At 46.3% G+C, this 20,058-nt stretch carries 20 protein-coding genes, 1 other RNA gene and 1 pseudogene; 17 read left to right on the forward strand and 5 right to left on the reverse strand.

Annotated features, from left to right (window positions below; genetic code table 11):
• The first annotated feature begins 39 nt into the window (after positions 1-39).
• Positions 40-447, forward strand: an RNA gene (gene rnpB / locus LRL21_RS16900) — RNase P RNA component class A.
• A gap of 53 nt (positions 448-500) precedes the next feature.
• On the opposite strand, the gene LRL21_RS16905 is transcribed toward rnpB, so the two are convergent.
• A complete protein-coding gene (locus tag LRL21_RS16905) occupies positions 501-2,435 on the reverse strand; it encodes a S8 family peptidase (protein WP_240416970.1) in 1,935 nt (644 codons plus the stop codon).
• A gap of 194 nt (positions 2,436-2,629) precedes the next feature.
• On the opposite strand from LRL21_RS16905, the gene LRL21_RS16910 reads away from it, so the two are divergent.
• The 14 genes and pseudogenes from LRL21_RS16910 (at position 2,630) to LRL21_RS16975 (ending at position 13,805) form a co-directional block, all read left to right on the forward strand.
• Complete coding sequence (locus tag LRL21_RS16910; protein ID WP_240416971.1) at positions 2,630-3,130, forward strand: DUF3907 family protein; 501 nt, start codon at positions 2,630-2,632, stop codon at positions 3,128-3,130.
• A 72-nt stretch (positions 3,131-3,202) separates the two neighbouring features.
• Positions 3,203-4,378: a glycoside hydrolase family 15 protein gene (locus tag LRL21_RS16915; RefSeq protein WP_240416972.1), complete on the forward strand. Its 1,176-nt coding sequence runs from the start codon at positions 3,203-3,205 to the stop codon at positions 4,376-4,378.
• Between the two features lie 15 nt (positions 4,379-4,393).
• Complete coding sequence (locus tag LRL21_RS16920) at positions 4,394-4,603, forward strand: DUF1540 domain-containing protein (protein ID WP_076230137.1); 210 nt, start codon at positions 4,394-4,396, stop codon at positions 4,601-4,603.
• A gap of 97 nt (positions 4,604-4,700) precedes the next feature.
• Positions 4,701-5,396 carry a lytic transglycosylase domain-containing protein gene (locus tag LRL21_RS16925; protein WP_240416973.1) on the forward strand — a complete coding sequence of 232 codons (696 nt, stop codon included), beginning with the start codon at positions 4,701-4,703 and terminating at the stop codon, positions 5,394-5,396.
• Between the two features lie 98 nt (positions 5,397-5,494).
• Positions 5,495-6,667 (forward strand): cysteine desulfurase family protein, encoded by a 1,173-nt coding sequence (locus LRL21_RS16930; protein ID WP_240416974.1) that lies wholly within the window; start codon positions 5,495-5,497, stop codon positions 6,665-6,667.
• Positions 6,668-6,673: 6 nt separating this feature from the next.
• On the forward strand, positions 6,674-7,876 hold the full coding sequence (gene thiI / locus LRL21_RS16935) for a tRNA uracil 4-sulfurtransferase ThiI (RefSeq protein ID WP_240416975.1): 1,203 nt from the start codon (positions 6,674-6,676) through the stop codon (positions 7,874-7,876).
• Between the two features lie 74 nt (positions 7,877-7,950).
• On the forward strand, positions 7,951-8,619 hold the full coding sequence (locus LRL21_RS16940) for a TerC family protein (protein WP_240416976.1): 669 nt from the start codon (positions 7,951-7,953) through the stop codon (positions 8,617-8,619).
• Between the two features lie 74 nt (positions 8,620-8,693).
• Positions 8,694-9,020: a hypothetical protein gene (locus LRL21_RS16945; RefSeq protein ID WP_240416977.1), complete on the forward strand. Its 327-nt coding sequence runs from the start codon at positions 8,694-8,696 to the stop codon at positions 9,018-9,020.
• A gap of 279 nt (positions 9,021-9,299) precedes the next feature.
• Positions 9,300-9,617: pseudogene (locus LRL21_RS16950) on the forward strand (ABC transporter ATP-binding protein); the annotation flags it as partial.
• Positions 9,618-9,798: 181 nt separating this feature from the next.
• Positions 9,799-11,646, forward strand: coding sequence for a translational GTPase TypA (gene typA, locus LRL21_RS16955; protein WP_240416978.1), 1,848 nt, complete (start codon positions 9,799-9,801; stop codon positions 11,644-11,646).
• A 429-nt stretch (positions 11,647-12,075) separates the two neighbouring features.
• Entirely contained in the window at positions 12,076-12,348 is a 273-nt protein-coding gene (locus LRL21_RS16960; protein WP_240416979.1) for a YlaH-like family protein, read from the forward strand.
• A 23-nt stretch (positions 12,349-12,371) separates the two neighbouring features.
• Entirely contained in the window at positions 12,372-12,827 is a 456-nt protein-coding gene (locus tag LRL21_RS16965; protein ID WP_240416980.1) for a hypothetical protein, read from the forward strand.
• Position 12,828: 1 nt separating this feature from the next.
• Positions 12,829-13,104 (forward strand): hypothetical protein, encoded by a 276-nt coding sequence (locus LRL21_RS16970; protein ID WP_240417093.1) that lies wholly within the window; start codon positions 12,829-12,831, stop codon positions 13,102-13,104.
• Positions 13,105-13,352: 248 nt separating this feature from the next.
• Positions 13,353-13,805 (forward strand): pyridoxamine 5'-phosphate oxidase family protein, encoded by a 453-nt coding sequence (locus LRL21_RS16975; RefSeq protein ID WP_240416981.1) that lies wholly within the window; start codon positions 13,353-13,355, stop codon positions 13,803-13,805.
• 50 nt (positions 13,806-13,855) lie between these two features.
• Here LRL21_RS16975 and LRL21_RS16980 read toward each other — a convergent pair whose 3' ends face one another.
• Positions 13,856-14,398 (reverse strand): YhcN/YlaJ family sporulation lipoprotein, encoded by a 543-nt coding sequence (locus tag LRL21_RS16980; protein ID WP_240416982.1) that lies wholly within the window; start codon positions 14,396-14,398, stop codon positions 13,856-13,858.
• Positions 14,399-14,508: 110 nt separating this feature from the next.
• Between LRL21_RS16980 and LRL21_RS16985 the strand changes: the two genes are divergently transcribed.
• Positions 14,509-15,840: a PhoH family protein gene (locus tag LRL21_RS16985; RefSeq protein ID WP_240416983.1), complete on the forward strand. Its 1,332-nt coding sequence runs from the start codon at positions 14,509-14,511 to the stop codon at positions 15,838-15,840.
• A gap of 87 nt (positions 15,841-15,927) precedes the next feature.
• Here the strand turns inward: LRL21_RS16985 and LRL21_RS16990 are convergent, their stop codons facing one another.
• The 3 genes from LRL21_RS16990 to LRL21_RS17000 all read right to left on the reverse strand — a co-directional run bounded on the left by LRL21_RS16990 (position 15,928) and on the right by LRL21_RS17000 (position 18,714).
• A complete protein-coding gene (locus LRL21_RS16990) occupies positions 15,928-16,434 on the reverse strand; it encodes a hypothetical protein (protein WP_240416984.1) in 507 nt (168 codons plus the stop codon).
• A 28-nt stretch (positions 16,435-16,462) separates the two neighbouring features.
• Positions 16,463-17,563 (reverse strand): hypothetical protein, encoded by a 1,101-nt coding sequence (locus LRL21_RS16995; protein ID WP_240416985.1) that lies wholly within the window; start codon positions 17,561-17,563, stop codon positions 16,463-16,465.
• 164 nt (positions 17,564-17,727) lie between these two features.
• Positions 17,728-18,714: a hypothetical protein gene (locus LRL21_RS17000; RefSeq protein WP_240416986.1), complete on the reverse strand. Its 987-nt coding sequence runs from the start codon at positions 18,712-18,714 to the stop codon at positions 17,728-17,730.
• 192 nt (positions 18,715-18,906) lie between these two features.
• Between LRL21_RS17000 and LRL21_RS17005 the strand changes: the two genes are divergently transcribed.
• The gene (locus LRL21_RS17005; protein WP_240416987.1) at positions 18,907-20,046 is read left to right on the forward strand and encodes a class I SAM-dependent methyltransferase; all 1,140 of its coding nucleotides are present in this window, start codon (positions 18,907-18,909) and stop codon (positions 20,044-20,046) included.
• The last annotated feature ends 12 nt before the right edge of the window (positions 20,047-20,058 follow it).

Genomic DNA, 20,058 nt, shown 5'->3' on the forward strand with positions numbered 1-20,058 from the left:
TTAACGTAAATCCCTGTATACTATCCTTTGCACATCAGGAAAGCTTGACAGACAATCGCTGGTGAGAAATCACGAGAGGAAAGTCCGGGCTCCGCAGGGCAGGATGCTGGATAACGTCCAGTCAGCGCGAGCTGAAGGCTAGTGCCACAGAAATGGACCGCCGATGACGTGGAATGTTTTCCACGAACAGGTAAGGGTGGAACCGTGGTGTAAGAGACCACGAGGAGATATGGTGACATATGTCCTGGTAAACCCCATCTGGTGCAAGACCTAATGGAACGCATGTCCCTCTGGGGACACTCCTTGCCCGGGAGGCGTTCGGGTTGGTCGCTTGAGCCAAACGGCAACGTTTGGCCTAGATAGATGATTGTTGCTTCAATGGTGGGAGGCTGGTAGCCGTTACGACCACTGGAAGTACAGAACCCGGCTTAAGTGCAAGCTTTCCTGTTACCAATGAAAAACCGCCTCCTAAGGGCGGTTTTTGTGCGTTATATAGACAGTTAAGGGGATTGCATCCGTTCGAGCAATCTTTGTGCCCAGGAGGTCCAGTAATCAAGACCACTAATGACACCGGTTTGAGATTGAGCAGATCGTTCAGTAGGTGTGGTCTTTTCGGTCGCCAGAGCCCCTTTCTTATTTACTGCGCTTTTCACCGCGGCTACGACGTCGATAATGCCATAACCATAATATTTGTCCTTACCTGCTGGTCCTGCATCGGATGCTGTATCGCGCATGAGCTGCATGACTTCTTTATTCGTAAGTGCCGGATTGACTGAGCGGATAAGTGCAGCCAGAGCCGTCACATGGGGGCTGGCCATCGAGGTACCGGATAATGCCGCATACTGATTGTGCGGGTAAGTGCTGGCAATATTGACTCCGGGCGCAGCTACATCGATGTAATTTCCATAGTTGGAGAAAGATGCCTTGTTCCGATTCGCATCTGTTGCAGCGACTGCGAACACTTCCGGATAAGCCGCAGGATAACCGGGCTGCTCTGTGTTGTCATTACCGCTAGCGGCAATAAGTACAACATCATGATCGTAGGCATAACGAATGGCATCATGTAAAAAGTTGGCATCTGCATAGTTGCCGAGGCTCATATTGATGACTTTGGCTCCATGATCCGTTGCCCAGATAATACCTTGAGCCACCGCATACGTGCTGCCTGCTCCCGACTGATCGAGCACCTTGACAGGAATGATCGGATTATACCAGCTCATTCCAGCTACACCCAGTCGATTATTGACAATGGCTCCGATGACACCGGCCACATGGGTCCCATGGCCGACATCGTCCATTGGCGACATTTCCGAATTCACTACGTTGTAGCCGCTAATGAGCTGATCCTTCAGATCCGGGTGATTAAGATCAACACCGGTGTCGACGATGGCTACAGGAACATCTTTGGAGCCTTTGCTTACAGCCCAGCCAAGCTCCGTATCGATGGCAGGAAGGTTCCACTGATATCGTTGATATAGCGAATCATTGGGCGTCAGCAGCGTGTAGTCAGAGGCAGCTGGCTGCGGGTTTCCGGCAGGATTTTGGGTCACTGTACTGTTAGTCATATACAAAAAGTGAGGCTCTACGTATGCAATGTTCCACTTTTGAAAATAGTTCATCAGCTGCTTGGCTTCCATTTGCTTCGATTCAAATATATACGTATAGCCAAGCTTTCGGTAAGGCTTTGAGGCTTGAATATCCGTTTCGATTTGTGATAATTCCGCTTCACTTGGTTGAGTGTTGAAGCGTACAACAACCTGATTGACATGATAATGGCTGGTGCCCTCATTTTGCTCAGGATGATCGACTTTGACATCCTGTAGTGTGCGGGAATCAACGGATTCAATTTTGTAACGATTATCACTCGGATAAGTAACGATCCTTAAATTGTTAAGCTGATGATTCTCAACCTGCTGCAAAATGCTTTGCTTAACAACCCCAAGCAGTGCCTCGTCTGTAACCTCTGACGGCACGCCAAGCACAAAATAAGTGGAACCGTTAGCTTCAAATGGAGCCGACTGATAAGACTTGCCTTGCTCCGTGTTCGTCTTGGCCTTCTGTAGTTCCGCTTGAGCTTGTGTTTGTACGGACTCACCCAGACTGCCAGAATGAAGACCTGACTCCAAAGGCTGTGAATGCTGGGTCCAGATGAGCTTCTCCATATGCGGATGCTCAGCTTGGAGCTGCTGCATGCCTGTCAGCTTCGCCTCCGCCGATTCCTTTTCCTTCAAATGCAGCATACGATCGAGCTCCAGATTGCACTGGCTGCGGCAAAGCTCGCCGGTTACCTGCAGATCCTGCTGCATGATGTTTTTCTTGGATTGCATCTCGGCAGCGGCCGATAAAGTCTCGAATTTGAGCGGATCCTCACTGCGAGGAAATAATAACACGCCGAAAGCGAGCACCATAACAAAAGCTAAAGCATATTTCCACATCGAATGGCCCCTCCTTTAAAATGATACCGTTAGCGTCTCCGCAGGAATGTTTTTTACTACCGGAAATCATCGCCTTTAACATTTTGACCAACTGACACTTTACGAGTTACTTTTAGCTTGAATTTATGGTAGGATAAAGGTGTAACAGTTCTACTAAAAAATATGATGTTGTTGATTAAAGGAGGTCCTGCGACATGACTGTGCTGAATGTGAAAAATTTATGTGAAACTACGAAGTACAAGCTAAATGAAGCTACTGCAAAAATCGAAAAATTTCTGAATGATCATTCTCTGCAAGAGCTCAACAAGGAGCAAGAACCTGAGATGGATGAGTTTTACAAAGGGTTTTTGTCGGATACCAGACATTTGCTAGTATTCAGTGAAGTTGCTTATGAGAAGCTTGGTATGAGCTTACGTCGTCCGAGCTTTAATGTGGAATATGCGGAAAAAGTGCTTTATGAAGTTTATCATAATTCGGTGAACAGCTTCTTTTATCCGAAGCATGAGTGCTATTCCGAGGATGGCCGTTACGCTTATACAGGACAGGATGCGATTCGCTTCCGCAAAAAACCGATTCGTGAGGTACGTGATTTGACGATTGAGCTTTCGAAAATATTCGAAACCTTGCGGGAAGATCTGACTTATTATGAAACGGATTACATTACTCAAAAACGTATGCAAGGTGAGAGAGTCTAATCTTGCTTAATTGTGATGATGAAAAAAGGTGCTATGTAGCATCTTTTTTTTTTTTAGAGGGGACTTGAGGCGATGAATGGGCAAGAAAAGGGTTGGCAAATCACTGCTGAACAGCTGATACCAATCAGCAAGCAGTTAATTAAATGGAACCAGCATCCAAGCGGCGGCTATACGGCATGTCCGCTTTTTGCCAATTACGCCTACAGTTGGCTGCGGGACGGCAGCTTTATAGCTCATGCAATGGATGTTAATGGTGAAACAGAAAGTGCCGCCGGCTTTTATAATTGGGTCAGTCAAATCATTTTACGTATGAAAACTAGCATTGAGCTGCTTTTGGAAAGACATGAGCGCGGGGAAAGCATAGGACAGCATGAGTTTTTACATACGCGATATCAGCTGGATGGACGGGATGACCACAATGTGGAGTGGGGACATTTTCAACTTGATGGTTATGGAACCTGGCTATGGGGGGTTATCGAGCATTACCGATTAGCAGGCCGAACCGAGTTGCCAGAGACTATTGTGGAAAGTGTCGATCTGGTGGTTCGCTATTTACGTGCTTTTTGGAAGCAGCCGAACTATGACTGCTGGGAGGAGCGCGGTGATCAGCTTCATCCTTCAACACTTGCATGCATTTACGGAGGAATCGAAGCTGTCGGCAAGTTCCTTGGACGTACGGACTTGCTGGAACAATGCTCACAAATCAAACAGTTTATTGTAGAGCACATGGTGCACCCTGAGGGCGGATATGTAGTGAAAAGTATACGGCCGACCTATAATGGAAATGAATATGAAATCGGATATACTGGTGTGGATGCGAGCACGCTCTGGTTGTGTGAGCCGTTTCAGGTGTTTGCAGCGGATCACCCTGTGATGGCAGTCACGATCTGCAAAATTGAAGCGGATTTGAAAACAACAGACGGCGGGATCCGACGTTATTCCGAGGATGAATATTATGGCGGAGGCGCTTGGATTCTGCTAACAGCTTGGTATGGCTGGGTATCTTTGTCGTCAGGTAAACGACAGGAGGCTGAGCAGGCCCTGCAGTGGATGGTGGAGCAAGCGGATTCCCTTGGCCGATTACCAGAGCAGGTAGCTCATGCTGAGACGGATTCAGACGTGTATCAGAGCTGGTTGAATCGCTGGGGAACACCTGCAACCCCATTATTGTGGTCACATGCGATGTACCTTGTCCTTATTTTCCAACTCACCAAATCGTATGGACTTTTCAATCCCCGGGTACATTGATATAGGGGTGATGAAATGCCAGACGTGAACTGCAGTGTAGCCAATTGTACGTATTGGGCTAACGGCAACAAATGTAATGCAAAGTCGATATTAATTGATATCGATCAGCATGCAAACGTGGATGTGTCAACAGAATTTGCTGGAGAGCATGGTTCTACGGAGCACAAGGATTATGCGGAGAACACGCAAAATACGTGCTGTCACACGTTTAAAGCAAAAAAGTAAAGGTAGGAATGGCATTATTCTAAAATTTGCCTAGCTGGTCGTTCCAAAAAAGTGTACAATAAGGTATCATCTTGTACACTAAGGAGCATTGTCTTCTATGAACATTGATCCACGAATGTTAAAAGAGCTTTTACGTATGCAATTGCTGAACAAAACGGATATTCTTTCCAACAAAGGTTCAGGTGCTAGTGATGATGAATCTGAATTTTCAGAGCTGTTAAATGATTTATTGTCACAAAATACGGATAGCTCGACATTATTCAATGCAGGAGTGTCTGCTCCTGTAACTCAAACAGCATTTAAACCAAGCAGCTTAAATTCATTGTTTGCTTCCGCCAGTTCTTATCGTACAGGCCAAACATCCGGTTCTGCGCAAGCTAAGGAATTGGACCCGTTAATTCAAGAAGCAAGCAGACGACATCAAGTTCAACCAAGCCTGGTCAAAGCAGTTATTGATGCAGAGTCGTCCTTTAACTCAAAGGCAGTATCTCAGGCGGGTGCCAAAGGCTTGATGCAATTGATGGATGCAACGGGGAAAAGCGTTGGCGTGAACGACCCTTTTGATCCTGTACAAAACGTTCAGGGCGGAACCAAGTATTTATCGAATCTTTTGAAGAAATATGATGGGAACCAGGGTGTGGCTTTAGCTGCTTATAATGCAGGCTCCGGTCGTATCGACCGTTTGGGCATTGCCAACGACAATGATTTGGCAGCCAAGATGGGTCAGCTTCCCAAGGAAACACAAGCCTATGTTGCCAAGGTCATGAACTTACAACGCAATTATGAAGGATAACAATTAGCGACCCAAGACCTAAAGCAAGTACCCTAACTCGTGAGGGGCTTGCCTAGGTCTTGTTTTTTGTGGTTGTCTACATATAAGGAGAAGTGACGATGTTATATTTGGACTATGCTGCAACTACGCCCCCTTATGATGAAGTCATAGATGCAGTTGCTGAAGTCATGAAGCAGCATTACGGCAATCCCTCTTCCTTGCATCGTATGGGTGTTGTTGCTGAACAGCTGGTAAGTCAAGCCAGAGCCGTCATCGCAAGCAGCTTGAGCTGCCAGCCGGTAGAAATTCGATTCACCTCAGGCGGGACTGAAAGCAATAATTGGGCGATACAAGCTACAGCTCGCCGATTTCGGCAACGCGGTAATCATTTGATTACGACAGCTGTGGAGCATGCCTCGGTATATGAAACCTTTCGTGAGCTTGAGCGGCAGGGGTTCCGAGTCACTTATTTGCCTGTGGACGCAACGGGAGCCGTGAAGCTGGAAGAACTGGACAAGGCTCTTAGCGACGATACGATACTTGTCAGTATTATGGCGGTCAATAACGAAATAGGTCGCATTCAGCCGATATCCGCCATTGGAGAGCTGCTGCGGCAACGGTCTCGTACGATAGTATTTCATGTAGATGCCGTACAGGCTATCGGTAAAGTGCCGCTGCACCCGGGGAAGCTCAAGATTGATCTATTGTCCTGCTCCGCTCATAAGCTGCGGGGTCCTAAGGGGAGCGGCTTTTTATACGTTAGAAAAGGCCTGGAGCTTCCTCCACTGATGTATGGGGGCGGACAGGAAGGCGGGCTTCGATCGGGTACGGAGAATGTTCCTTCGCTTGTCGGTATGGCCAAGGCAATCAGAATGGCTGTGGAAGAGCAGGATCGTTTCCATGCACATACCCATCTTTTGCGTAAACAGCTGGCAGCTGCAATTCGGGATATTCCTGAATTAAGGCTGAGCGGGTCTGATGCTGAAGGCGAAATGGCACCACATATTGTGCATTTTTGTTTTCCTGGGATGAAATCCGAGGTGCTCGTTCATGCTTTAGAGGAAGCGGACATTTATGTATCCAGCCGTTCGGCTTGCTCTTCTTCTGCCAATAAACCGAGTCGTGTGCTTAAGGCGATGGGCTTTGACGATGCACGGGCAATAAGTGGTATTCGAGTTAGCTATTCGCTGAGTCAAACGATCGACGATATAAACTATTTTGGCGAACAATTACAAAAGGCTGTTGCACGCTTGAAGCACACGATCACAGGGCAGCCAAATCAAAGGAGGTAGCTAAAGATGAAGCCAGATATGATTATGCTTCGTTTGGGAGAGCTTACACTAAAAGGGAAAAACCGCAGCCGGTTTGAGAAGGTCGTTTTTGAGCAGGTAAAAAAATCAGTTCAGAGCTTTTCAAGGCTTACTTTTGTACTAGAATTCGGCAGGGTGTACATACACTTAAACGAGGAGTCTTATGAAGCGGTGCAGAAACGGCTGCGTAAGGTGCTCGGCTTGTCTTCATTTAGTCCGGTGTATACAGCCCCCTTGGAGCTTGAAGAGATTCAGTCCACGGCCTTGGCAGCAATGGAAATGCTGGATAACGGACAAGCCGAATTCAAGGTAACGGTGCGCCGTGTCAACAAAAAATTCCCTTATGACTCACAAGAGATGAACAAGCTGGTTGCTGGATATATCCTTAAGGCTGTACCGGGTCTGAGGGTCAATGTTAATCAGCCTGAGGTTGAGCTTAAAGTGGAGCTGCGTGAAAAGCAGGCTTTGATTTTTTCTCAAAGTGTTACAGGAGTGGGAGGTTTTCCACTCGGTACAAATGGGAAAGCGATGCTGATGCTATCTGGTGGCATTGACAGCCCGGTTGCAGGGTTTCTTGCACTGCGCCAAGGCTTGAGGCTTGAAGCTGTGCATTTTCACAGCTATCCCTATACGAGCGAAAGATCGCAGCAAAAGGTAAAGGAGCTGGTTGCCAAGCTGAGTGGGTATGCGGGTGACATCAGACTGCATATGGTTCCGTTCACGAGCATACAAACCCGAATTCATGAGGTTTATAAGGAGGACCTGTTTATTACGCTGCTTAGGCGTGCGATGTTTCGGATAACGGAGAAGCTGGCGGAGAACTACGGGGCATCGGCAATCGTAACTGGAGAGAGCCTGGGTCAGGTGGCCAGTCAAACCATCAACAGTATGAATGTCATCGGACGTGCAGTAGAAGTTCCGATCATCCAACCGCTGGTTTGTATGGAAAAAAAAGAAATCATCCGAATTGCTGAAGATATTGATACGTTTGAAATTTCGATTTTACCGTACGAGGATTGCTGCACCTTGTTTATGCCTCCTTATCCCAGCACAAACCCGAGCCTACGTATTGTGGAAAGCATTGAAAAGAGTATGGAGTGGCTGGATGCTGAATTGGACGAAGCTGTCAGGCTTACCGAACAAATATGGGTTGGGGCCGATGAAAAACCTCAATTCGCGGCTTTATTTTAAAGAGGTAAATGTGTATCACAGATTAAGCTAAGAGACGGGTGGTTGCTGAGTAATTGTATGGGAGGTAAGAAGGAATGCTGGATTGGCTTTTATTATTCTTGCAGATCATGCTTATCAATATTGTGCTCAGCGGCGACAATGCTGTCGTGATCGCTTTAGCTAGTAAAAACCTGCCTCCCGATCAACGCAAGCAGGCGATATGGTGGGGTGCTTTTGGAGCTATAGCGCTCCGTGTCATATTAACCATTATAGCTGTATACATACTCAGTGTGCCCTTTGTTCAAGCTCTCGGCTCCGTGCTGCTGTTCTGGATTGCAGTTAAGCTGCTGATAGATGAGGAAGGGATTTCGGATGTAAAGGAAGCCTCAACCTTGTGGAAGGCGATTCGCACAATTATCGTGGCAGACTTTGTTATGAGTCTGGATAATGTGCTTGCGATAGCAGCCAAAGCTAACAATAACCTGGCAGTGATCATACTTGGGATTGGGCTTAGTGTTCCGATCATAATATGGGGCAGTACGATGGTGATGAGGCTGCTGACCAAGTATCCTATTTTCGTTTACCTGGGCGCCGCATTGCTTGGTTATACAGCTGGAGAAATGTTCGTCAAGGATAAAGTTGTTACTGATATTTTACTGGCTGATGTGCCGCACTGGATCGTTCCGATTGCAGCAACAATAGTCGTAGTCGGAGCAGGGTTTTGGAAGAAAATAATACTGAAGCCACGAACGCACCATTTTTGAAGCGGTATAGTGCAGGGTGTTGAAGTATGGGATAGGACGCTATAGCGCCTATCTTTTTTGTTGTGCTCTTAAGTATGACGAACAAAGTATGGACAGTTGATCTTTATTTTGACTCCTTATCCTTACAGCAGCACTCTGATTCAAGTAGGGGGTCGGTAGCGAGGAAGCTTGATCGTACAATCGGTGAAGGGTACGTGAATCATATGATTACCCAATCCGGGATTGAAATTATAGATTCGAATTACCAACTGGCAGACAGTCGGAATGGGAGCTTTCACTTTAACGCGGCTATGGTTGAGCTCAGCTTTTGTTTGCAGGGAAATGGAGAAATCCATGCTTCAAATACTCGACACCAAGCAGGGGTTATACGCCCGAATGTGGCATACCTATATGAATGCTGAGCAATGGCAGATAGCGAATGGGGGCAGACCCGTATGAATATTTTTTACAATATTACAGCAGAAAACCCTAAGAAGCTCGTCAAGCCTGTAGCTTATACAACTCTCGCCTATTGTTTGGGACTAATCCCCTTCATACTGCTGGTGGAAGCCGCAAGATTAATATTCGACCCTTTTGTCCATCCCGGGTCACAGCTTGATATCACGCGACTATGGTGGGTATGCGGCACAATGGGTGCAGCACTGTTTCTCCCCTGTATGGTGTTGAAATACCAGCCTATCGTTCCCAGTGCTATGCTCAAAGACGCCCCGATTATATTGCTTGACGAAGCGACTGCTTCCCTGGACCCGGAGAACGAGGCGGAAATTCAGCAGGCTATCAACAGATTAATTGAGCATCGAACCGTAATCGCCATTGCTCATAAGCTGAAAACGGTAATGAATGCAGATCATATTATTGTGCTTGAAGAAGGACGGGTCGTTGAACGTGGTCGCCATGATGATTTACTTGCGCAGCGAGGTCTCTATGCCCGGTTATGGAAGCTGCAAAGTGAAACATCGGACTGGAGACTTTCGTCACGGATAGCGACTTCAACGTGACTAATGTAAGCGTATGAAGTATAATATCATGTTTTGCCTTGCTTTTTCTTACTTAGGACAGTATAATATAGCTAAATGTCAAGCGTCGGCGCTTATGTCCGACGCTTGTTTTATGAACGGGCCCCAGCCGCTCCTAGGGTGAGTAGGGCGAGAGGGTCGACAAGGAGAGGTTAGGGAAAACATGCATTCAAGAGACAAAATCCGCAACATCGCGATCATCGCACACGTTGACCACGGCAAAACAACACTAGTAGACAAATTGCTTCAACAATCGGGAACTTTCCGTGATAATGAAGCTGTTCAAGAGCGGGCTATGGATTCCAACGACCTGGAACGGGAACGTGGTATTACCATTTTGGCTAAAAATACAGCAATCAACTATAAAGATTATTTGATCAATATTATGGATACTCCAGGCCATGCTGACTTTGGCGGCGAAGTAGAACGTATTATGAAAATGGTTGATGGCGTGTTGTTGATTGTTGATGCGTTCGAAGGTACAATGCCACAAACCAAGTTTGTTCTTCGTAAAGCTTTGGAGTCAAACCTGAAGCCAATTGTTGTTCTTAACAAAATCGATCGTCCAGCTGCCCGCCCAGCCGAGGTAGTGGATGAAGTATTAGACTTGTTTATTGAACTGGGTGCTACTGATGAGCAGCTGGATTTTACTGTTGTCTACGCATCTGCACTTATGGGTACTTCCAGCATGGAGCCTGAGGTGGAGAAGCAGGAGCCGAATATGCAAGCTATTTTTGAAACAGTAGTTAGCCGTATTCCTGCACCAACCGAAAGCATTGAGGAGCCATTGCAATTCCTGGTAACTTTGATGGACTATAATGAATACCTCGGCCGTATTGCCATTGGTCGTGTTAATCGTGGTGTCGTCAAACAAGGGCAAGCCATCGCTGTAATTAACCGTGAAGGTGTTGTCAAATCAGCTCGTGTTGAAAAGCTGTTTGGCTTCCAGGGCTTGAAGCGTATTGAAATTGAAGAAGCCGGCGCTGGCGATATCGTCGCGATTTCCGGAATTAAAGATATCAATATCGGGGAAACCATGGCTGATCCGGCTAATCCGGAAGCATTGCCTGTATTGAAAATTGATGAGCCTACCTTGCAAATGACGTTCCTCGTGAACAATAGTCCATTTGCCGGACGTGAGGGTAAATGGGTAACATCCCGTAAGCTGCGCGAGCGTCTGTTTAAAGAATTGGAAACCGATGTGAGCTTGCGTGTTGACGAAACCGACAGTCCGGATGCATTTATCGTATCAGGACGCGGTGAGCTGCATTTGGGTATCCTGATCGAGAATATGCGTCGTGAAGGCTTTGAAATGCAAGTATCCAAGCCTGAGGTTATTATCAAGGTGATTGATGGCCAAAAAATGGAGCCTGTGGAGCATCTTATTATTGACTTGCCTGAAGAAAGCATGGGCGCAGTTATGGAAAGCTTGGGTTCCCGTAAAGCTGAAATGGTCAATATGATCAACGCTGGAACAGGAAATGTTCGTTTGGAGTTCAAGATTCCTGCACGTGGCTTGATCGGTTACAGAACCTACTTCCTGACATTAACACGCGGATATGGTACTATGAATCATGCGTTTGACAGCTATGGTCCATACTACGGTGCAGGTGTTGGTGGACGTCACGAAGGTGTGCTCGTATCCAGTGAAACAGGTGTTTCCACGTTGTACGGTATTCTTTCTGTTGAAGACCGTGGTATTCTGTTCGTCGAGCCGTCCGCTGAGGTTTATGAAGGTATGATCGTCGGAGAGCATACACGTGATTCCGACATCATTGTTAATATCTGTAAAGAAAAGCAATTGAACAATATTCGTTCTGCTGGTAAAGATGATACCGTCAGAATGAAAACTCCACGTCTATATACTTTGGAGCAAGCTTTGGAATATTTGAACGATGATGAGCTGTGTGAAATTACACCTAAGTCCATTCGTCTTCGTAAAAAGCTTTTGAACAAATCCGAACGTGAGCGTGCTGCAAAGCAACGTAAAACTGCCGAAGCGAATGCCTAACCCTCCCAAACCCTCCCTATAGGGAGGGCCCCAAAGGGCGCTGCCCTCTGGACTCCCTCGGGTTGGATGCGTGAGCTGTAGTGTTCTCGAGGCGCTTATCGTCCCTGCGGGACACGCTTGGTTATGGTGTGCTGATGGGATGCTGAGCTGTAGTGTTCTCGGGGCGCTTATCGTCCCTGTGGGACACGCTTGACTTGGGTGCTGGATTGTACACCGAGATTAAAGAGTCTGCCTGGGGCAGAAAGATGCCCGTTACTGGGGCATCATAATTGAATAACGTTCAAAGAAAGCTCTGATGACTCAGAGCTTTCTTTTTAAAATTAAACCTTAAATTAAACCTTAAATTAAACCTTAATGAAATGATAAATGCTTACACACTAATGATACAATGAATATACAAACCCTACCGAATAAAGGAGGTTTAATCCTATGACCGAATGGTTTCGTGAATATCCACTGATCACCTATATTTTGATTTATGTAATGATCACTTATGTCTACAACAAAGTGTTCAAAACACGTAAGCTGCCAATTCTGAAAGAAGCCATTATTTATTTGCTGCTGGGGGTTGGTGCGGGAATGCTGCTGCTGTTTCAGCTTGGTGCACTGCCTATTGTGCCATGCTTGGCGGTTGCGATCGGATTGATGCTAATGGTACGCGTTCGTTATTTTTTTCAGGATCGAAGATTGAATAAGAAGTAATATGCAGGTGTGAGGTGAGTACGATGAGTGTACATTGGTTATCGCCTATTCGAATTAAGGAACAATCGGTCGTATTGGAAGCAGGACGTATCGCTCTTCAGCCTGATGAAGCCAGAGGTTTATTCCTATCCTTGTTGAAATCAGTAAATCCGGGCATGCTGCTGTTATTCAAGTCTCATATGCTGTTAAGTGAAGAGGCGGCAGAGGATTGTGGTGTCGATGAATTGCCTTTTGACCTGGGCGATGTCGAAGAACCGATTTTATTCGGACAGGACGGTATTGAGCTGTCGCATTGTGCGGAGGCTTACTTGGACAGGCTGCCCTCTATCAGGGAAATGACAGAATGGCTGCAAGTGGCCAAACTACGTTTGTCGACAATACCTGAGCTTGAGCATGGCATCGAAAGTGATTGGTTGTCCGCTATGCAAGTCTGGATAGAGCAGGGAAGCCAAATTATTTTGCTGCGGGAGGATGATTAGCTTGAGGCTTGAGGATGCGCTTTTTAATTGGCTGCAAATCAAGATTGTTGCTGAAGCGAGAACGGATGATATGGCTGCCGAGGAGACACGACTTTTTTTTGAAGAAATTTTGCGGGATGATCATTTATTAACTGATTTTACGACAAGCTCCGATGAACTGAGAATCACGATTTCCTATGAGCTGGAAGGAATACGTAAGACGCTTATGTTTGACAGGGAGCTGGCCGAACAGCTGCTTACCGATATTAATTCAAATCCGAAGTACAACAATGAATGACATAATTAAGCTGTAAATCGATACAATACATTATCGGCTTCTGCAAGCAGTCATTATCCCGTCTGGCAGCACCGGCTACATAGTTTCCTGTGAACCAAGGTTCAATGGGGGAGTTCTATAATTCTATAGATCAGACTTCACCCATCAGAATGGCTGCAAGTGTCTGTGGTTGACTGACCATTCCTGTGATATAATGAGGTTGTCAATACAGCTTGCCAATAACCTAATAGACGCAGGAGGGGTAACCTATGGCAGAAACGATCTCAGCACTGCCGGAGCAACTGTATACAGCTTTGCAAAAGGAATCCTTTGCACTGCTAAGTACAATTGATTTCGAATCCGGCTCACCTTCTATGAATGCCATTTCGTGGTTGTACGCAGTACATTCTGGAACTATTCGATTTGCGGTAGATTCGCGTTCACGTATTGTCAGCAATATCAAAAGCAATTCACAAGTAAATCTGACCTTTGTTGGCGAGGGTTCGGTCCATGCCATTTATGGCACTGCGAGGATCGTGACCGAGGCTTTAAATGATGTGCCTATTAAACTAACCTGTTTGGACATTGAAATTACTGCGGTTCGGGACGCCATGTTTTATGGCGCGCGCATTTCAACCGCACCCGAATATGAAAAAACCTACGACAAGCGTGCAGCGGATAAGCTGGATACGCAAGTGTTTGATGCGATGAAAAAAGCCTAGAGACTTGGAGCGTTCTAGGCTTTTTCTTGATCTCTTGATACTTCAAAACCTTACAAATTGGCGTTAGGCATTTGGGGTTCCTTGCTTTCCGGTGAAGGCACAGGAGCCACATCCCGTGGCAGCTGAGGAATGATGCGTCCGATAATTTCAGACATTTCCTCAGTAAATCCGCTAATCGGTCTGCCGATCTTGACTTCATCCCGTACTTTTCTGATTCGGGCTGCTAGATCCATATCAGCCGTGACAATGGCATCAACCCCATAGGGGTCTTTCTTAAGAGCTTCCGCTACGGATAGCTTAATCGTTCCAACCTTGGAACGGTCCATATCTGGAGGCAAGTTAATCCCCACTACAGCGGTGTTTCCAAAGACTACGCATTTGGCGCTTTCAACCTGAGGGATGCTGGTTGCAATTTGCTCCAGGTGCTCGGCAACAGTGGGCGAGTTCACAATTTCTTTTTTCTGTGTAGCAGCTTGGTTGACCTGAACTTGACGCTTCGCTTCATTCACAGGAGCGGAATTAGCATTTTGTTTGGTTTGATTGCAACCAGCCAAGACGGACAGCACGAGAATGCTATAGACAAATAGTCTCATTAGTCATCGTTCCTTTCTACCTTATAGTTGTTTTCCTTAGTTTGTCCTTTCTAGCTGATTCCTATGTGTTATAGAGCCATACACCATACTTGGAAGGGGACGGACTTACTATGAAAAAAATATTTGTGTTGGATACGAATGTTCTTTTGCAGGACCCTAATGCGATTTATGCGTTTGAAGATAATGAGGTAGTTATACCGGCAATTGTGTTGGAGGAAATTGATTCCAAGAAAAGAAATGCCGATGAAATTGGCCGCAATGCCCGTCAAATATCGAGAATGCTGGATGGACTGCGTACTCAAGGCAGACTATACGAGGGTATCACGCTGCCGAGCGGCGGAAGTATCAAGGTAGAACTGAATCATAAGAGCTTCGCCAAGCTGCAGGAAACCTTTGCCGAAGCGACAAACGACAATCGAATTTTGGCAGTTGCCTTAAATTATCATATGGAACAGCAGGAGAAACCGAATCCAAGGCCGGTTGCTATCGTCAGTAAGGACATGCTTGTACGTATTAAAGCAGATGTACTTGGCTTAACGGCTCAGGATTATTTAACGGATCGAATTGTGAATATGCCGGATATGTACACGGGGTATTTAACGATACTTGCCCATCCTGCCATCATTGATGAGTTTTATACGTATCGTTATTTGAACGTCAGCTCGCTGAACCTTGCTTATCCGCTTCATCCCCATGAATTCGTTATCTTGAAGGATGAAATGGGTACCTCCAAATCCGCTTTGCTGAAGTTGAATGCCGATGGCAAGAAGCTGGAGCCGTTATTTCTCAGCAATGATCCGATATGGGGAATCGGCGCAAGAAATGCACAACAGCGTATGGCACTGGAGCTTTTGCTCAATGACGACATCCCGATCGTGACCTTGACCGGAAAAGCCGGAACGGGGAAAACACTGCTTACGTTGGCTGCAGGACTCATGAAGGTGGAGGATGAGCGCAAATACAAAAAACTGCTGATCGCAAGGCCTGTTGTCCCTATGGGCAAGGATATCGGGTATTTGCCGGGTGAAAAGGACGAAAAGCTGCGTCCCTGGATGCAGCCGATTTATGACAATCTGGAGTTTTTGTTCGATACCAAAAAACCAGGCGACATCGAGAAGATATTAGCAGGTCTTGGCAGTATTCAGGTCGAAGCGCTCACGTACATTCGTGGACGTTCGATACCCGGCCAATTTATCATTATAGATGAAGCACAAAATTTATCGAAGCATGAAATCAAAACAATCGTTTCCCGTGTAGGGGAGAACAGTAAAATTGTTCTGCTTGGCGATCCGGATCAAATTGATCATCCATATCTGGATGCCTCCAGCAATGGACTCACTTATGTCGTAGAACGGTTCAAGGCTCAAAATATTAGCGGTCATATTACACTGGAGCGTGGAGAGCGTTCGCATCTGGCACAGCTTGCCGCAGATCTGCTGTAGAGACCAAAAAAGCGCAGGAGAATATGCCCGTAGGGCCGACTCTTCCGCGCTTTTTTCTGTGTATACAAAACCCAACGAACAACTTCATTACGTGATATGGAAGGGTTCGATGGAGCATTGGTAAGCCCGAGCAATTCTTAGCATGAGTTCATCGGAATGATTATCGGTTATGTAGATAGCTTGTCCACTCACGCTGCAGGATGCAAGCAGATGCTCCTCCATTTGCTCCAATGCCTGCTGGGGTTGGGCATCTGAACCCTGACGATGGATTGTAAATAAAAAGAGGTTATCGGCATAGCTATAAATACGGTTGGAGTGGCTTGTAAAGCCATAGTCGGTAAATTCCTTACGCATCATCGTTGCAGAGGGTAGCAGCAGCAAGGGTAGTGTCTCCAGAGGAGCCTGGAGATACGTTTCCAGCTTCAAACGAACGGTCTCGGACTGTTCAACGTTCGCAAAGATTAACAGGTCCTGATCATGATCGTACAGCCGGGGAGCGTCTGCACACAACGCGATGAATTCACTCCATGCCTCGGAGAGACAGATTTCCTCACTTGTATCCGCCATCAATGCAAATTTTTGTTCAATTACCATGTACGTACACATCCTCTTGTTCCTATGATTACAGCGACATTTTCAGAATAATGCTTAGCTTGCCCGCTTCAAGCTTCAGACCCGTAACTGTTAAAAAGGGTGCCAGATTTTGTGGGTAGATCCCCAAATCAAATTCCTGCTCCATGGCTTCCACGGTCGAGCGTGGCAGATCAAATCCATTGAATTGCAGCTGAGTCATATTGAAACGAATAAAAGCTTTGCCCTTTCCTTCTTCTTTAGTGGACAATTCGTATCTCCCTTTAATCGAGACGGCAATGCCATCCTGTGTTCCTGCTGTTACCAGCTCGGTATCTGTAAAGCGGAAGGCCATATTCTGAAACAGCGGGTTTTTGGTTCTTAAAAACTGATTTAATTCGTCGTCCGTAATTTGAAACGTATATTGAAAGCCGTTAATAATCAAATGCTTCGTAATGCCGTTACCATCTTCGGAAATAATTTCCGGCAGCTGCTTAAGGGCTGAGGCTAACGCCTGAAAATACATTTTGAACAGCGGGACCCCTTTTTCCTTCCATGACAAAGTGAGCTGAGCCATCTGCTGCAAAATCAAGGCGGCATCCTTTTGCTTGGACAAATCTTCATCAAGCTGCTTTTGCAATTTAACCATTTGTTCTCTTTGCGTGATGTATCGTTCCTTGGTTTGCTGTAATGTCGTTTGAGAGCTGACCAATGCTTGCTGAAGCTCGGTTAGCTGCCGCTTATTGTCGCTGTATGTTCTTAAAGCTTCGTGATCGTTACGGACAATCATTTGTAAATAATCTAACGTAATTATTGCATCTTTAAAAGACGAAATGGAAAAAAGCAGCATCCACAGCGAATCGCGATCTCCCATATAATAAGCACGCAGCACCTTGGCGGCATGACGTTTGGTCTCCTCAGAGCGGGCCATTTGCAGTTGAAGCTCCTGTTCGGTCGTTGTTCTTTGTTTCATAATACGGGCTTCTTCCAGCTGTATTCTTGCCAGCTCCTGATCAATCTCGTATACGGTGAGTCCCTTTTGCATTAAAAGCTTGACCTCTTCATCGTTAGCCGCGAGCACGCAGTGGCTGGGGGAAATGCCAATCCAAATGCATAACAACAGGATGCTGGCCGCCCGATACCAAGGCCTCATGGATGGTTCCCTCCTTAAAGTTTCGCCGCAGGGAAACAGGCTGCGAAAGCATACGCTTTGTTGTGCCTCCCAATAGCACTACTTTTAGATTATCATAACTCTATGGAAAAAATGATAAAAAAATACTTCTTCCGAAGAAGAAGTAGGGTTCAGACTAGATTTAATTATGGTTTCTTGACCGCTGGTGCTGGCTTGACGAGCTTGAGCAGGTCCTCCAGTGATTTTTGCTTGGCAGGGATTTCTTGGGTGAAGGCAGGTGCTTTATTTAATTCCGACAATGATTGTGTCCATACCAGATGGTTTTCATTGGTGCTTCCATTGGCCGTAAAGGTTACGTTCCATTTTTGCTCATGTATAAAGCCCTGGTTATCGATTAGAAATTCCAACGAAGAAGGAGCACGGAATTGTACGGCTTGCAGACCTGATTGCCATCCATCGATATTGGCTGCAGAAGCAAGACCATTGCTTTTCAGAAGCTCTGTAAATCCGGGAACTGCCTGTTTCCATATATCGTTAAAAGCTTGTTCATTCTTACTGTTGATGTCCAGTGTAATTCGTTTGGTGACGGTACCGTCTGCCAAAGTAACAGGGTCCTTGGAGGTTAGCAGCCACTGGGGATTAACCCCTTTGAGCAGTTGATCATGAATAGTAGAGGCCAAGTGACTGCTGTTCTTCAATGGCTCGCTGCTTCCTGAAGCTGGGGTTGTGGACTTTCCTGTAATTGGGAACATCAAATACTCGTCATCCTTGTTTAAGGCAGGAATTCGGAAAAAAAGCTTGTTGTCCTTGATAAGGACGGGAATATCGATCAGAGAACCACCAGTCGGGGTGACTTTGAAGGTTGCTTCCAGCTGTGCGGGCTCCAAGGCCGTTAACCCGTTATAGTCAATCTTGCTATCTTTTAAGAAAGCGAACAGGGCAGCGGTAAATGGACTGGCTGTGCCTCCGAGCAGTGAAGGGTCAGCTTTGAGTTCAATAGAGCCTTTGAATTGGTAGCTTGTGACTTGTTCCTGCTTGGCTACGGCTTGCAGCAGATCGGTTTTGAGCTGATTATAATCGGTACATCCGGTTATGAGTAAAAGAACGCTGAGTGATAATAGAAATGAGGCATAAACAGACAATTTGCGTGTTTTTGCTGCTGATTGTGACAAAACCATAGACTCCTTCCGATACAACGAATTTGTTATCTTATATATTATAACGAGTGCGGATGTCTTTGTCACCAAACCCAAGAGCTGATAGGAATATCAAGTCAAGGTATGATACAAATACAACTTGACTTTTTACGATCGAAATAGTAGCTTTTGTTGGAATATGTCGACCCTTAAGGAGTGATGAGGAGCATGCAAGACAATCATAAGCTACTGGAAATCATCCGTGAATGTATCCGACAAAACCCGCAGCAGACGATTTCATTTCGGGATTATATGGAGCTGTGCTTGTATCACCCGGAGCTTGGATATTACACAAGCAGTAGAGATAAAGTCGGTAAAACCGGAGATTTCTACACCAGCACCTCCATTGGCGGGCTTCTGGGTGAAGTGCTTGCACAATATATCGCAGGACAAACAAGTCAAGCCTGGGGAACTGCAGAGCAGCCGCTCACATTGGTGGAATGGGGTGGTGGTAACGGGGGGCTTGCCCAACAGGTATTAGACGAGCTGAAGCGTCGTTATTCAGATGTCTATGCCCGAATCTCTTACATATCTGTAGAGATCAGTCCGCATCATCGTAGATTGCAGGCGGAGAGTCTGGCTGAACACCTTATTGCTGGTCGGGTAAGCTGGATGACTGAAGAGGAATGGGAAGCCAATGGGCCGTGGCAGCGAACGATTGTTTTTTCGAATGAGTTTCATGATGCCTTGCCTGTCCACCAAGTACAGATCAAGCAGGGGCAGGCTCAAGAAATAGGGGTGACTTGGGACGAAGCGGGAGCACAGTTTAAAGAAGTGCTGGTCCCGGTAAAGGCCGGGAGTTCGCTGGATATTTACATTAAAGCGTTGGAAACGGAAGTGAGCCTGCTGGACAATCAGCGTTTTGAAGTCAATCTGGGAGCGCCTGCCTGGATTTCCCGTGTCGGTCAGAACCTGGATAGTGGGCAAATCGTGGCAATTGATTATGGCGACTGCGCGGCTGAAATTTATAGTGAGCATCGGATGAACGGAACGTTGATGTGTTACCGTAATCATGTCGCAGCGGATGACCCTTATGCAACACCCGGAGAGCAGGATATGACCGCTCATGTTAATTTTACGGCGCTCATTCGAGCTGGGCTTGAAGTTGGATTGCAGGCTGAACAATTGATGACGCAAAAGCAGTTTTTAGTCGAAAATGGGCTGCTGGAAAAGCTGCAGGATTCCTATTCCACAGATCCATTCAGCCCGGTAGCCCGTCGGAACCGAGCGGTTCGTCAATTGCTGCTGAGCGATCAAATGAGTGAGCTATTCAAAGTATTGATATTGAAAAAAGGTGAGCTGCTGTAATAGCGGCTCACC

This window comes from Paenibacillus periandrae (assembly GCF_022458865.1).
GTDB classification, from domain to species: Bacteria; Bacillota; Bacilli; order Paenibacillales; family NBRC-103111; genus Paenibacillus_S; species Paenibacillus_S periandrae.

Excerpts from the sequence above, each read along its gene's own strand:
- LRL21_RS16945 (WP_240416977.1), top strand. The coding sequence starts at position 8,694 with ATGACGAACAAAGTATGGACAGTTGATCTTTATTTTGACTCCTTATCC.
- LRL21_RS16915 (WP_240416972.1), top strand. The coding sequence starts at position 3,203 with ATGAATGGGCAAGAAAAGGGTTGGCAAATCACTGCTGAACAGCTGATA.
- LRL21_RS16990 (WP_240416984.1), bottom strand. The coding sequence starts at position 16,434 with ATGGTAATTGAACAAAAATTTGCATTGATGGCGGATACAAGTGAGGAA.
- LRL21_RS16995 (WP_240416985.1), bottom strand. The coding sequence starts at position 17,563 with ATGAGGCCTTGGTATCGGGCGGCCAGCATCCTGTTGTTATGCATTTGG.
- LRL21_RS16975 (WP_240416981.1), top strand. The coding sequence starts at position 13,353 with ATGGCAGAAACGATCTCAGCACTGCCGGAGCAACTGTATACAGCTTTG.
- LRL21_RS16940 (WP_240416976.1), top strand. The coding sequence starts at position 7,951 with ATGCTGGATTGGCTTTTATTATTCTTGCAGATCATGCTTATCAATATT.
- LRL21_RS16930 (WP_240416974.1), top strand. The coding sequence starts at position 5,495 with ATGTTATATTTGGACTATGCTGCAACTACGCCCCCTTATGATGAAGTC.
- LRL21_RS16965 (WP_240416980.1), top strand. The coding sequence starts at position 12,372 with ATGAGTGTACATTGGTTATCGCCTATTCGAATTAAGGAACAATCGGTC.
- LRL21_RS16925 (WP_240416973.1), top strand. The coding sequence starts at position 4,701 with ATGAACATTGATCCACGAATGTTAAAAGAGCTTTTACGTATGCAATTG.
- LRL21_RS16910 (WP_240416971.1), top strand. The coding sequence starts at position 2,630 with ATGACTGTGCTGAATGTGAAAAATTTATGTGAAACTACGAAGTACAAG.
- LRL21_RS16960 (WP_240416979.1), top strand. The coding sequence starts at position 12,076 with ATGACCGAATGGTTTCGTGAATATCCACTGATCACCTATATTTTGATT.
- LRL21_RS17005 (WP_240416987.1), top strand. The coding sequence starts at position 18,907 with ATGCAAGACAATCATAAGCTACTGGAAATCATCCGTGAATGTATCCGA.
- LRL21_RS16920 (WP_076230137.1), top strand. The coding sequence starts at position 4,394 with ATGCCAGACGTGAACTGCAGTGTAGCCAATTGTACGTATTGGGCTAAC.
- LRL21_RS16985 (WP_240416983.1), top strand. The coding sequence starts at position 14,509 with ATGAAAAAAATATTTGTGTTGGATACGAATGTTCTTTTGCAGGACCCT.
- LRL21_RS16905 (WP_240416970.1), bottom strand. The coding sequence starts at position 2,435 with ATGTGGAAATATGCTTTAGCTTTTGTTATGGTGCTCGCTTTCGGCGTG.
- typA (WP_240416978.1), top strand. The coding sequence starts at position 9,799 with ATGCATTCAAGAGACAAAATCCGCAACATCGCGATCATCGCACACGTT.
- thiI (WP_240416975.1), top strand. The coding sequence starts at position 6,674 with ATGAAGCCAGATATGATTATGCTTCGTTTGGGAGAGCTTACACTAAAA.
- LRL21_RS16980 (WP_240416982.1), bottom strand. The coding sequence starts at position 14,398 with ATGAGACTATTTGTCTATAGCATTCTCGTGCTGTCCGTCTTGGCTGGT.